We start from the raw sequence: 13,945 nt of genomic DNA on the forward strand, positions 1-13,945 counted from the left end.
TCTCTTTCAGGATATTTCCCGGATTGAGTGCTATGTGGTTTCCGGCATTTAAGGTATCCTGAGAACCTGCAGGCGATCAGCGGTGTGGACAAAGACCCATTGATAATAATTCTGCTTTTTTTGCATTTGCTGCTGACTCTCCTTTTTTCCTCGCTTCTTTTTCACTAAAGCCTTTGTTTAGCGCTACTCTATAGGCGTTTGACTTGGCATTTGAAATGGCCCTGGTCACCTTGCCTTTAACAGTTGCGCTGTATTTGGCATCGTTTTTGGATCTGTTCGCCTTGCCTTTATCGGATGCGAAGTATTTGGCTCTGGCCGCCTTGCCTTTATCGGATGCGAAGTATTTGGCTCTGGCTGCCTTGCCTTTATCGGATGCGAAGTATTTGGCTCTGGTCACATGGCCTTTATCGGATGCGAAGTATTTGGCTCTGGCCGCCTTGCCTTTATCGGATGCGAAGTATTTGGCTCTGGTCGCCTGGCCTTTATCGGATGCGAAGTATTTGGCTCTGGCCGCCTTGCCTTTCCCGCGCTCACAGTAAGCCTTCTGGACAGCCCTTCCTTTCTCAGTCTCACGGTAAGTCTTCTTGACAGACCTTCTTTTCCCTGGCGCAAAGGAAGCCTTCTTTTCATCGGTCTGCTGGCAAGCTACTGAGAACGTGAGGGGCTGAGGTTCAACAGAACCGGACGATTCAGGCGCGTTAAACTCAGTGGTTTTCGTTGTAATTTGCTCATGCGTGTCTTTAATTAAAGGATCAATCATAGCAACTGGACGTGATGACGCCTGAGAAAAACTCAACAATGGATTTATCGGGGGTAATTTCTGCGCTATTGGCTGAACGTTTGTCAAGGTTAAATCTGTGAATGCAAAGTCATCATCAGCAGTTTCACGGGAAAAATCACATGATAAAATTTGGTCAATGTCTTCCAGAGACAGTTGAGGTAACACTGACTCATTTTCAGGGGATGGTAATTGAGAAATTGAAAAATCATCAAGCGGACGCCGAGAAGATGGCATGCCCTGATTCATCATACCCTGCCTTAAATATGCATAATGTAGTGAATGACGTGTCTGAATAGAACAGCCCGTCACACCTGGCCATGAACTGGAAGTGCCAGAGGGTACTAAAGATGATTCTGGAGGATTCTGTAAACAGAAAGAAACAGAAAAACAATTTGAGCCTGCGTTACATCTGTCCATTGGATTATTGAGTTATTGAATTATTGAATCACCGCTTGAGACCACTCCTTGATTACAAAAGTTCCTCCTTGAACCCAAAAGTAGTTAAAGGTCAGTAATTTATGAAAAAGCAGATGACCAACTACCAAAATAAGCTCTCATTACAAAATAAACTTCTACAGGATTTGAATATATGAACCCCATAATTGAGCTTGCATCCTGCACAAAAGCTGTAAGTGACATCGCACTACCATATAACCTTATCTTAGAGGCCAAGTTTAAAGGTTATAAGATAAGCGTTGTACCCAATGTATCCGACATATCATATATCCGAGAATATTTTTATTCCAAAAATCTAAAAGTCTCACCTATTAAAGGTGCGAAGAAAGCATTAAAAAAAATAGATACAGCTAAAAATTCCAACAAAAGAGTTATTGAACTTATTGAAATCAGGACTGCTACTACAGCTGCTTATCTGTCATTTAAACTTAATCAAGAATCAATATCTATTGAGCTTTTATCGGTAAAAAAGTCCTATCAAGGTAATGGACTTGGAAAGTTGTTGATGAAATCCATTATTGAAGTTGCTGCGTCCAGGAAAGTCCCTGGCATAGTCTTGAATAGTGACTACGATGCTATTTCCTTCTATGAGAAATTTGGCTTTAAAAAAGTTAAAACAGGAGAAACTGAACCACTGATGAAATTAGCAACGCCTGTGCGAGACTATTTACGGCAAAAGAGCCTGGAACACTATGGTCTGATCTGCCTGGATAAGCAGTTGTTATCGCCAGTTCCATATAAAAAGGTTTAACAAAACCGGGGGCGGAAAGAAAACCGACACTGGACCGTCTTACACCTCATACTGCGCCAGATCGGACTTTAATCTCCACTGCCAGGATAACCGTCATAATGCACATTTCCTGGTGCATCATGGAAATGTACTTTTTTATACCGTTGCCGCTGCCAGTATCATCTCTACTGCACTGTCCGACATGGCATCAATGGAGCTTCTATCCAGGTAAATACCATCATTCAATAAGCGACTCATACCGTGCAACATGCTCCAGCTCACCTGGGCAAGGCGCAGACCATCAATATCTTTTGAAAACTTACCCTTGTCCTGCCAGCTGCGGATCAGATCAACATAGTGCTGAAAGCAGGCAAAAGAGGCCGCTCTCAGACTCTCTGTTGGTTCACCATTTTTCCAGACCGGACGACCGAACATCAGGTCATACTCCTCAGGATACTTCCAGGAAAGATCCAGATAGGCATGGACAAAAGCCTTTAACCAGCCATTCATGTCCCCTGACTGCTCATGCATCTGTTGTGCAAAGTGTGCCTGCCACTTCTCAAACCCCTGCTCGGCGATGGCACAGAGCAGCGCATTCTTATCTTTAAAATGATGATAAGCCGCCGTTCTGGAGACCCCTACCCGCTCCGCCAGCGCGCGCATGGAAATGCCATCCACCCCCTGCTCCCCGATCATCCGGGTTGCCTCTTCAAGCAGCTCCTGGTGAAGATTGCCGTGGTGGTAGGATTTTCTGCCAGTCATATGTCGTTTAATGCCCGTGCGCTGTCTGGTACAAAATGGTGCAGTCCAGAGACAATACAAATTATCTTGACAGTGTCAAATTACCATTTTATCTTGACAGCGTCTAGCCCGGATATTTCATAAACGTGCTCCCACTCTCGCTTGTCCTTTGTCGCTCTAAGGGAGTTTTGCTCGGTCGACCGTACTCCCCGGTACGGCGCTCCCTCACAAAATCCCTTAGAGCGACAAAGTCCTGCGCGAGATTCGGGGCAGTTTATGAAATACCCGGGCTTGATGAGGCGTCGAATCACAAGAAGGATTATAAAAATGACTACCCCCTACCCACATCTTCTGGCACCGCTGGATCTGGGTTTTACCACACTGAAAAACCGGGTTTTGATGGGCTCCATGCATACTGGCCTGGAAGAACGGCCCAACGGTTTTGAACGACTGGCGGCTTATTTTGCCGAACGCGCAGTCGGCGGTGTAGGACTCATTGTGACCGGCGGTATTGCGCCGAATCAGGAGAGCGGGGGTATGCCCGGTGCTGCCACCATGGAAACCATGGATGATGTAAAGCACCACCAGTTGGTGACAGACGCCGTGCATAAGGCTGGCGGAAAAATCTGTATGCAGATCCTGCATACCGGCCGTTATGCCTACCACCCAAAATGCATTGCTCCCAGTGCCATTCAGGCACCTATCAATCCTTTCACACCTAAAGAACTGACCTCCGAAGAGGTGGATGAGCAGATCGAGAGCTTTGTCCACTCTGCGGCCCTGGCAAAAGAGGCAGGCTATGATGGCGTGGAAATCATGGGGTCTGAAGGGTACTTCATCAACCAGTTCATTGCCAATCGTACCAACCAGCGACAGGACGAATGGGGTGGAGAATACCGTCAGCGCATTCGCCTGCCGGTAGCCATGGTGAGACAGACCCGGGAAAGAGTAGGCCCGGACTTCATCATTATTTACCGCCTCTCCATGCTGGATCTGGTTGAAGGCGGCAGTAGCTGGGATGAAATTGTTGAACTGGCCAAAGAGATTGAGCAGGCGGGTGCCACCATTCTTAATACCGGCATTGGCTGGCACGAGGCCCGTGTCCCCACCATCGCGACAATGGTGCCAAGAGCGGCCTTTACCTGGGTAACGGCAAAAATTCGTAACGAAATCAATATCCCGGTCATCACCTCCAACCGGATCAACATGCCGGAAACCGCAGAAGAAGTTCTGGCCCGTGGTGATGCCGACATGGTGTCCATGGCCCGCCCTATGCTGGCAGACGCCGAATGGGTGAACAAGGCGGCGGAAGGCAGAACCGATGAAATCAATACCTGCATTGGCTGCAACCAGGCCTGCCTTGATCATGTCTTTTATATGAAACCCGTCAGCTGTCTGGTAAACCCCAGAGCATGCCATGAAACCGAGCTGAACTATCTGCCAACCAGCAAACCCAAGAAGCTGGCCGTGGTGGGCGCAGGTCCTGCCGGCATGGCATTTGCCGCCACAGCCGCCTATCGTGGTCACAACGTCACACTGTTTGATGCGGCAGACAAAATTGGTGGACAGTTCAATATCGCGAAAACCGTACCTGGCAAGGAAGAGTTTGAAGAGACCCTGCGCTACTTCAAACGACAGATCGAGTTGACCGGCGTCGAGCTGAAGCTCAACCACAGAGTAACGGCAGAAGAGCTGGAAAACAGTGACTTTGACGAAGTCATCGTCGCCACGGGTATCACCCCCAGAAGTCTGGAGCTGGAAGGTATTGATCACGCCAAGGTACTGAGTTATCTGGATGTGTTCAAGGGAGCACCTGTGGGCAACAAGGTCGCCGTTATCGGCGCTGGCGGTATCGGTTTTGATTTGTGCGAACTGATTACCCAGGAAGGCCCATCCAGCAGCCTTGATATTCCCGCCTTTATGAAAGAGTGGGGGGTGGATATGACCTTGGAAAATCGCGGTGGCCTGCTGACCGAAAGTGAGCACCCAAAATCCTCCAGAGAAGTCTTTCTGCTGCAGAGGAAAAAGAGCAAGCCCGGTAAAAACCTCGGCAAGACCACCGGCTGGATTCACCGCTCATCACTGGCTAACCGGGGGGTGCGCATGGTACCAGCCTGTGAGTACCACAAGGTGGATGATCAGGGTCTGCACCTGTCCATTGCCGGGGAGCCTCAGGTGCTGGATGTGGATAGCGTCGTTATCTGCGCAGGCCAGGAGCCCATGCGCGAACTCGCTGATAGCATCAGCGGCAAGACCGTGCACCTGATTGGCGGAGCGGATGTGGCTGCTGAGCTGGATGCCAAGCGGGCAATCAACCAGGGCTGCCGACTGGCTGCTGATATTTGATACTGCCGCTTAACCAGTAAAGGGGGCTCGCCCCCCTTTATCATTCCGGCCTCAAGTAAACCTCGCCAAATAGCCCGAATTGCTATTATTTCTATGTGTGTTTGACATAAATATTGAATGGGTTGTAGTGGGAAGGAACTTTTATGATAAAGGGTGGTCTTAAACTTTAATGCTGTAATTTGATAATTCAATGCATCACTCTAGTAAATTACCACCCTTCCATATTGCGTTTTCCGGACTCAATTCGAATTCACTTCAACAAACGTACCAGCATGACAAAAATGAACAGCAACCCACCTATCAAGGCATGCCTGTCCAAACACTGAAATCTCCTTTTCCTGTTTATGTCAGGCTAGAATCAACGGAATCTTATGATTTTGGTGAAGCTCTGCCCCTTCCCAATGAAGGGGCATGCACTTCTGGAATGGGCAAAACGAGCAAAACCAAATACGCCGCATCCAAAAAAGGCAAGGCGGCCAGGGCCAGATACAATGCATCCGATAATCGCAAGGTGAGCCAGGCCAAATACGAAGCATCCGAAAAGGGCCAGGCGGCCAAGGCCAGAAAACTGGCCAGGTACGCCTTATCCAGGGAAAAAAGGATTTCCCAGTCCATAAAAAATGCAAAATCATACGCCTATCGATCAGCCATAAATAAAGGCTTTAGTGAACAAGTAGCGAGGGAAAAAGAAGAGTCAGCCGCTACGACAAAAAAAGCAGAGTTATCATCAACGTCCTTCATCACTGCTCAGTTATCAGACTGAAGGAATATTTACAATCCCATTCGAACCCTTTTATCCTGAGTGGTTAACAGGCAAAGTAAAAAGTTAGTTTCAGTTAACTAACTGATGACTGGATTGCGAAAGGCTGGGAACTTCTATAAAAAATAGCGGTCTTGAAATATATTTAAATGCTAAAATTCTTCAATGCACAATTCAGCAATCATAAATAATGCTTCTTTTTGTTCGAGCGCTTGCGATCCGATACGGCGGTTAGATTTAGCTCCCAGCCCAGCTGCACCTTTAATTCCTGAGCCAAGCATATCTGGTTATTCCGTGAAAACGGCATTTGATAAAACCATTCCTATATATCTTACTAAGGATACAACAAACCAGGCTATATTAACTCCTCAACACTCATCAACTGAATTTTCTATTTCTCATATTCCACCTAATATCGATGAATTATTTCCTGAATTATCTCAGAGCACTGCCAATCAATTTTTATTCAATTCTAATGACAAACCTATCAATGACGGATTGACAACCACAGATCCAACATCATTGAACCATAGTCAATTATCTCATAATTTAATATCTGTAAAACCACAAACTCCCATTAACCAATTAACTCATACAGAGGCTTCCGAAAATAAAATTTCAGACATGACGATATATAAAATTTGGAGAATAAATAATAGAAAGAAATTAAATAGGATATCCGCAAAAAGAAGTCGAGACAATATAGAAAGCCATATACAAGAAATGGAATCAAAGCTGAGTTTACGACAAATTGCATCAATCAAGTCAATTTGTAGAAAAAACATTAACAATATCAAAGAATTTGATACAATTAGAGATTATCTTGACCGCAATCAGAAAGACAACAAACTGGTAAAAAAATACGGCATTGATAAATTATCCAATTTAATTATTGAGACTAAAAGAAGAAAAACCAACTCAATTGATATAGATGATTTAGATAGTTTTAAATTTTTAAAAAAGAAGGCTAGCAATTCATACTCTTCAACAAAATCAAGATTCTTCAAATCTGAATACATAAAAAAATTGAAATCTGCCATTAAAACCAATCCCATTTCCCCATCTGGATTTCAAACACCAGGCTAAAAAAACTGACTGGTTTCATCCGCTAAATCCATGCCCTCATAGATTTAATTACCAATGATCCGACGACCACCATTCTTCATCACTGTAGAGTTCTGGATTTTACATTACCACGGTTAATAACTATAGCGAATATTTATTCTTATTTGATATAAAATAGGATGAATTATTTAAAGAAGGAACTTTTATAAAAGTAGAAGATCAAGGGTTACAGTTCAATAATTCAATAATTCGATGAATCACCTCAATAACTGTTCTCCATTCAACTTTGATCTTTCTGACTCCTACTCACTGAATTTAACAGAACAAACGTATCAGTTTGATAGCAAACAACAACCAATGCATTTAGGTATGTCTATACAGGCAGTGCCCCCCTTTTTTCTGTTTGCAATTATGATAGCCAGTCAGAAAACCAACAAAGTAATGCTGAACCTCTTAACTTATTTCATAAATATAGTATTTCTGCTCTGACACCAACTAATCCAGAAGACTCTTTCGGATCCGATATTTTCGGAACACAACTGCCAGATCTTGATGAATATCTACTCTCGTATTCTGATAATGAGCACGATAATGATGCGATATCATCCATATTAAATACCCCATTGACGCAGCAGATATGTTCATCAGGGAGTGAGACTGAAACCGGGGAGTCAACACCAGCAAGCCTATCGAATCCCGAAGACCATTTAACTGATCTTCCTGTTGGACTCTCAAACCTACAAAATATACAACCAGCTGCTGCGGATATCCCACTCAACCTTTACCACACCACAAGTAATAACCAACCGACAGAAAAAGTTACTGTTGGTAACTCTTCAAGAATCGTGCAACAAAAGAGTTTCTGCAAGAATATCCGCGATGCCACAGAGCGCCAAAAGCAACGCCAAAGGCAGCGCTACCAAAATGATCCCGACTATGCAGAGCGTAAAAAGAAAATACCAAGAGAGCGCCAGAGAGAGCTTCGCAAAAATCCCGCTTACATGAAACGTCGAAGGGCGCAACAAATGGAGCGATACTACAATAAGCTCGCCTGCGCCGAGCGCAAAAGAAAGCCTGACAATAATCCCGCTTCTGCAGAGCGCGACAGGGTTCGCCCAAAAAAAATGCAAACAGAATGATCTTGCTTCAAGCCTGCTTTAAGAGAGGAACTTTATATCGGTGGAATAGGTCTTAAACTGTAATTCAATGACTCAAAGGATATTCCTGCTCATTTCGTTCAGTTAAGTACAGTTTCAGGCAGCTTTCATAACTTTCCTGAACCAGACATATCAGTTCAGGCCTTTTCCCGGGATGTTGGCGAAGCTTACAATGTTCTGCGTGCTATCCGTTGCTATGAAGCTACTGAAGACAACCATCAACAGACAGCGGCACCTTTTCATAATCCATTTAATGATCCCCGGTTTGAAAAAAGATCAATAGTCATCGTTGATAGACATACTAAAAAAGATCGACAACCTGACGTAACAATTAGAGAAAAACGCCAGGATAATCATCCTGCCCCCTCATATAAGCCTGGCAATCAACCTTTTACGATCCAGTCTATTTCAGGTTCAGGGCATCCAGCTTCACAAAACTCGTTGGTTGTGGATAACAATATTTATCAACCTGCAGAAATTTTTAATACAACAGAATCCGTTGCGATTGTTCAACCCCAAATGGCTACGAACTCATCCAGTGCTCCCACGGTCGAAGGTACTCTTCAGGTGTCTGATGCCAGAGTTAAATGCGAAGCATCCGATAAACGCAAGGAGGCCAAAGCCAGGGCTTCAGCTAAATACAGGGCATCCGAAAAATGCAGGCAGGCCAGTGCCAGATTAGAAGCATCCCCTAAACGAAAGGCATACAAAGCCCAATACAACAGATTCGCTCAAGCCAAGGAGGCCAGAGCCAAATACGCAGCATCCCCTAGAGGCTAGGAGACCATAGCCAGAGCCAGAGCTAAATACGAAGCATCCCGTAAAGGCAAGGAGACCAGAGCCAGAGCCAAAGTCAGGGCCAGAGCCAACTACAAAGCATCCAGTAAAGGCATGCAGGCCAGAGCCAAATACGAAACATCCGATAAACACAAGGAGGCCATAATCAAAATGGATACAAGATCAAACCTTCAAACCGTTATCCCCTGCGCTTCAACGATAGCTCCATTCAAGCAATCAGAAAGGTCCGGGAGGATTTCTGAGCTGCTGTTCAAGGGCTCTAATGTATACACATGCCTGTCTTAATATCTGTACTTTTGTTAATGACTGTTCAGCCCCTCCGGGAATTTTATTTTTAAGTACTAAGAAGGCGTCGTTAATTTTACTGACACGATGTTTTTCTCTAAGGCTAGCCATTCGCCTATGCTGATCATAGGTCATACGCGGTCTATTTCTTTTGGTGAGATAGTTACATTTCCTTGCAGTTGATGTGGAAGAAACGTCTCGGTGATCAACTTGATGAACATCGAACTGCTTGAACGTTATATCTTTAGCAGGATTTATTCCAATAGCGCCAGATGATTCATCTGATGGAGTCTGATTTGGCTGTATTTTTGTTGTATTAATATTCATCTGATTTATTACCTTCTTCATTTTGAATGAAAAAGTACTCGATATTGAGCTTTTTAGTTCATGTTACTGGCGCTGGCATGGTACCTTCAGAAACCTCAAAGTTATCGAAGTATGCTGTACGTCCATACTCCGTTTTCAGAAATAGGCCAATACGGCTTCTGTCTACTGCGAAGCCATAAGATGTGAGCTTCTGCATGCCATTACCATCCAAAAGATCATAGAAGAATGTGTACCTGTCAACCCCGAAGCCATTACCATTTTCAATCACTTCCATACGCAGTTTGACCTTGCCAGAAGCGTTGGCACTGACGTTAATAAGCGGGCTATTGGTACCGAGGCCTTGAAGGTTAATAAGTCCATCACGGCCACTCCAGTAGTCCAGGCCATAGGAGAATACCGGTTGTGCACCATCTTCATCCGCATAGACAGTAAGGCCTGCAATTTGACGATTTTGTGCGGTGTTCAGTTCGAGCTCTGTTTCCACTGCCCAGGACTCAGAGGCGGGTGCTGTAAAATAAGCAATAGGGCCATTGTTACGTGCCTTCCACATATCCGTGTTGCCCATAGTGGTAATGTCGAGACGATCATTAACCTCATCGATGGTAATAGAAGCCAGTGAGCTATCAGGGATATCCGCAGATAAGCCAGAGTCGGTCAGCGTAGCGCCTGCAAAAGACGTCGAATGAGTAGTAAGCAGCGGCAGCCCCACGGTGTTGCCAATTGAAATGGTAAAGGTCTGTTCAGAAGAGTAACCATGTTCATCGGTTGCACTGACAACAAGGCTGTATGAAGGTTTCAGGTCAAAGTCCAAAGCCGCTATTAAGGTCACAGTTCCATCAGGGGCAACTGCGAAATGACTGAGTCCATCACCGCCCACTGCAGAATAGATGACGGTTGTGTCGCCACGGTTAGCATCCGTTGCAGTGAGCGTCATAACGACAGTGTTGACCGCCGTATCCTCCATTACCAGAAAAGCATTGCTGGTGAATTTCGGAGCCTGCTCAACCTGGTAATTCAAGTCAAAGAATGTTTCCTGACCCCGGTCATCGACAACCTTGAGGTTTATGGTCTGTGCATCAGCATTCGTTACCCCCTCATTAGAGTAGACCTGACCACTACCATGAACGTTCAAACCCGCTGAAAAGGCACCACCCCATGGCCCATAAGTACCAGTGGCCGTATTTTTATGGAAGACGAGGAGTTCACCTCCCTCAGGATCGCTGTAGTATTGGCTGAGATCAACAGGTCCAAAGGGTTTACTTCCCTCAATCGTACCAAGGTCAATGGTTGACTGAGTGATCACCGGAGCCTGGTTGGTATGAGCCACATAGCCAGAAGCCACTTTTCGGAAGCTGGAGGTATCGCCCCGGATACGACTGGCGTCAGCCATAATTGCATCCACACGCCAGAAAACCTGGTCGTTGTCGTTAACTGTCTGTACAACTTCAGTAGGGCTGCCAGTCCAGGCCGCTATCAAGCCACTGTCCGGGTTATCAACATCCGTTTTGTTTGAACTGACAAAGAGTTCGTAGCCTGCCGCATCGTGTACGCTTGTCCAGTCAAATTGAACATCTCCCGCAGCAACAATACCGTTATAAGCCGGAGCAATCGGGACTGGTTTGGTCCGTTGATAATTGGCAGTGACCTGAGCGTCATTCAGGGCATAGTTAAAGCTTTGAATCTCATCGATGAACCCGTTAAAGCCCTTGCCAAAAGTCAGACTGTTAAAGTTATAGGTATAGCCCACGTGGGGGGCGGAATCGACGAGCTGACCATCGAAGAAGAGTTTGTTGATACCGCCATATTCATGGACCATGGTTACCTGATGCCAGGTTCCTGTTGCAATGTCTACGGCCCCTTCATTGGTGTATTTGGCATTGATCTCATTCCACTCGATGGCACCGGCCAATTGTGAAGACGGCCAGTGCATTTTAATGCCAGCGCCATGGTTGAAGATATCAATGTTGAGCGACTCTTTACCATAAGAACCGTGGAGCAAATTGACGTTAGCAGTGATCGCATTCGCAGGATTAAACCAAAAAGAGAGTGTCATGCTGTGATGGCGTACAGAAGGTATTACATCATTGCCGATCACCAGGCCATGGGTGTCGATAGATGTGTCGTACGCCTTGCCACTGACGCCACCGGAAACGACAGCGGCCTCATTGACTGCTACTGTAGTGCCACCAGAACCCAGGGTTTGTGACTGGCCTGAAGCAACATGATCGAAGTCAATTAAGCCATCGACGTGCGGTGTTCGTTTAAAGAAATTGAATTTCCGGGTTGTGGTATAACCACCGGTTTCCTTGATATCGATATGAGCGACTGACTGACCTTCATCGAGGTTCACGGCGGCAGTATTCGCTGTAGCAGTGACAGTGATTGTCTCGTCTGCTGCCAATGAAGCAGATGTCCTGTCAAGGCTTAACCACGGACTGTCTGTTTGAATTACCAGTGTCTGATTTACATCTGTGTTGTTGGTAATGTCGTATTCCTGATGTGGTAATTTGCCATTACCATCCCAGTCATAGACGACTTCCTGCGTCGGGCGGGCGATGATCGGGTACGTTGGCTTCATCGCCTGTGGAATCACCTGGATGGACGGATCGCCATTGAGTGTCCAGAGAATATCACTTCCTGTGAGACTCCGATGACCATCACACATTCTATGCCAATGTGCCAGTCCCATGGGCTCACCTTTGGTGAAAATATCGAAGCGGCTATGACGGTAGAACGGTTCACCAACACCATTATTTTTGCCAAGTGACGCCACCGGGCGAGTCCCTCCCATGACACCAATGGAACCATAACGCAACTGGGAGGCACAAAGGTTATTGTCGAAACCAACTTCACACGCTTCACAGGAGCCGATCTCAGATAAGTACGGGCGGACATTGTTACCATGGTTGCGTGAGAGATCGACACTGAGGCCGCCTTGTGTCCAGGTGGGTGTACCATGGCCACCGGTACGGATATAGCCAATATCGTAGTTGGTCAGGAAGTGATCATTCTGCCACTGTTGGAAATCCGTCGGCACATGACCATCGCCAACAACACCTCCGCGAACCCGATACTCAACGCCTGCAAATTCGTAGAGAGCGGCATTGATATTCCAGGTTGTGTCATTGATATCCGGTCTGTAGCGCCAGGTGGTATCGGCCTCGTTTTCGTAGTCGATAAACTTCTGCAAGATCGCATCCACATCACTGTATTTGCCAAACTGACTGCCTTCACCCGCCACCTGGATACGACCAACGAGGACATTCCACTGCCCTGAATGCCCTTTACCCCAATCGCCATTACTGTAAAGAATGCCATCGCCATCGGCATCAATCGTTTCATTCACCAGGTCCACGTAGTAATGATCAGTAGCCGCTACCCCATAGGTATACTCGTACCAATCTGTGACTTCACCCGCATCGACTTTGGCCTGGCGTTCAAAGCGTGAGATACCGCCTTTGGCAATGGCCATCGGCACATCGCCCCGGTAAATATCGGGATCACCGACCATAAGGACATACAGAATATCCTTGCTCTGATAGTTATTACGCAACCAGGTACGTATGTTATCCGCCGCATAGGCACCATGACCGCCACCGTGATCTTTTTCAGTGACAACATGTACAGTAAAGCCGATGGCTTCTTTATGGGCGATAAAGTCATTTAACTTTGTCAGATTTTTTCTAAGTTTCTCGGTGGTTACAATTGCATAGCCTTTACGGTTAAGACGGACATCATCCACATCTTTCATTGGCGATGGCGTGTCGAAGTTACCATTGCCGGTATACCATTGGGCTCCGAGCATTAAAGGGGGCCTCTTCGTCTCCCACGTCTGGCCAAGGGGATTCCACCACCGCTGGATGTTAACTGGAGTCAAGACGATACGATAGACTTCCATCAAGCTGTCATTGTAGTCGTCTAATCCTTTTAAAAATGCTGTGTGCTCTCCTTCGCCAGGCGTAGCTGTACCTAATTTGATACTGGTTAGATCACCACTTGTCTGGGCCAGAGTAAATTGAAGCGCTTCCGGGCCGATTTGTAACTGAACGCTCTTACCTGCAGAGCTGGCAGGGACATTTCTGAGCAAAAGGTTCACATCGTAAGAAATGTTCTCCAGACCTTTGATTGTCCATTCTGCTTGAGAACCAGCGGAACTTCCGCTGAACAATAAGTACTTTGCGCTTGCTTCCCAGGTGATACCTGCCCCCAGTTTGGCGTCCCAGCCGCGCAGGGTGACCACACCTGCGGCGTTAGGCTGAGGGTTGCCTTTGGGAATATCTGCAAAAGTGAGCTGTAGGGATAGTAGAGATATCAATAGAACCAGCCACACCTGTCGTTGAGCCATTGTTTCTCGCAGGCTGGTAGTGAGGTCCCGGTAAATGTTGAAAGCCGGGGTCACGAAAGCTGGGGGCAAGTCTTTCATGGTTCACAACTCTGGTCGTTTACGGTGATAAGAGAAAAAGGCGGCAAAAAGAGAAGGCGGGAAGCAGTGGCAGGTC

10 protein-coding genes are annotated in these 13,945 nt (G+C 46.3%); 5 read left to right on the top strand and 5 right to left on the bottom strand.

All coding sequences use genetic code 11. The features are described from left to right. Positions 1 to 76: 76 nt before the first annotated feature. Positions 77 to 1,030, bottom strand: a complete 954-nt coding sequence (locus ACO6UX_RS14990; RefSeq protein WP_422448891.1) for a hypothetical protein — start codon at positions 1,028 to 1,030, stop codon at positions 77 to 79. Between the two features lie 340 nt (positions 1,031 to 1,370). Here ACO6UX_RS14990 and ACO6UX_RS14995 point away from each other — a divergent pair, with 340 nt between their 5' ends. Beyond that, positions 1,371 to 1,988, top strand: a complete 618-nt coding sequence (locus ACO6UX_RS14995) for a GNAT family N-acetyltransferase (protein ID WP_422448893.1) — start codon at positions 1,371 to 1,373, stop codon at positions 1,986 to 1,988. A 135-nt stretch (positions 1,989 to 2,123) separates the two neighbouring features. Here ACO6UX_RS14995 and ACO6UX_RS15000 read toward each other — a convergent pair whose 3' ends face one another. Further along, positions 2,124 to 2,729 (bottom strand): TetR/AcrR family transcriptional regulator, encoded by a 606-nt coding sequence (locus ACO6UX_RS15000; RefSeq protein WP_422448895.1) that lies wholly within the window; start codon positions 2,727 to 2,729, stop codon positions 2,124 to 2,126. 306 nt (positions 2,730 to 3,035) lie between these two features. Here ACO6UX_RS15000 and ACO6UX_RS15005 point away from each other — a divergent pair, with 306 nt between their 5' ends. Continuing rightward, entirely contained in the window at positions 3,036 to 5,054 is a 2,019-nt protein-coding gene (locus ACO6UX_RS15005) for an FAD-dependent oxidoreductase (protein WP_422448897.1), read from the top strand. 424 nt (positions 5,055 to 5,478) lie between these two features. After that, positions 5,479 to 5,817 (top strand): hypothetical protein, encoded by a 339-nt coding sequence (locus tag ACO6UX_RS15010; protein WP_422448899.1) that lies wholly within the window; start codon positions 5,479 to 5,481, stop codon positions 5,815 to 5,817. A 149-nt stretch (positions 5,818 to 5,966) separates the two neighbouring features. Here ACO6UX_RS15010 and ACO6UX_RS15015 read toward each other — a convergent pair whose 3' ends face one another. Further along, the gene (locus ACO6UX_RS15015; RefSeq protein WP_422448901.1) at positions 5,967 to 6,095 is read right to left on the bottom strand and encodes a hypothetical protein; all 129 of its coding nucleotides are present in this window, start codon (positions 6,093 to 6,095) and stop codon (positions 5,967 to 5,969) included. A gap of 13 nt (positions 6,096 to 6,108) precedes the next feature. Here ACO6UX_RS15015 and ACO6UX_RS15020 point away from each other — a divergent pair, with 13 nt between their 5' ends. Further along, entirely contained in the window at positions 6,109 to 6,900 is a 792-nt protein-coding gene (locus ACO6UX_RS15020; RefSeq protein ID WP_422448903.1) for a hypothetical protein, read from the top strand. Positions 6,901 to 7,502: 602 nt separating this feature from the next. Then, positions 7,503 to 8,018 (top strand): hypothetical protein, encoded by a 516-nt coding sequence (locus ACO6UX_RS15025; protein WP_422448905.1) that lies wholly within the window; start codon positions 7,503 to 7,505, stop codon positions 8,016 to 8,018. Between the two features lie 1,032 nt (positions 8,019 to 9,050). Here ACO6UX_RS15025 and ACO6UX_RS15030 read toward each other — a convergent pair. Next, positions 9,051 to 9,446, bottom strand: a complete 396-nt coding sequence (locus ACO6UX_RS15030) for a basic helix-loop-helix domain-containing protein (protein ID WP_422448907.1) — start codon at positions 9,444 to 9,446, stop codon at positions 9,051 to 9,053. A 58-nt stretch (positions 9,447 to 9,504) separates the two neighbouring features. Next, positions 9,505 to 13,869: a LamG-like jellyroll fold domain-containing protein gene (locus ACO6UX_RS15035; RefSeq protein WP_422448909.1), complete on the bottom strand. Its 4,365-nt coding sequence runs from the start codon at positions 13,867 to 13,869 to the stop codon at positions 9,505 to 9,507. Positions 13,870 to 13,945: the final 76 nt, after the last annotated feature.

The organism is Endozoicomonas sp. ALB091, from assembly GCF_049310265.1.
Taxonomy (GTDB): domain Bacteria; phylum Pseudomonadota; class Gammaproteobacteria; order Pseudomonadales; family Endozoicomonadaceae; genus Endozoicomonas.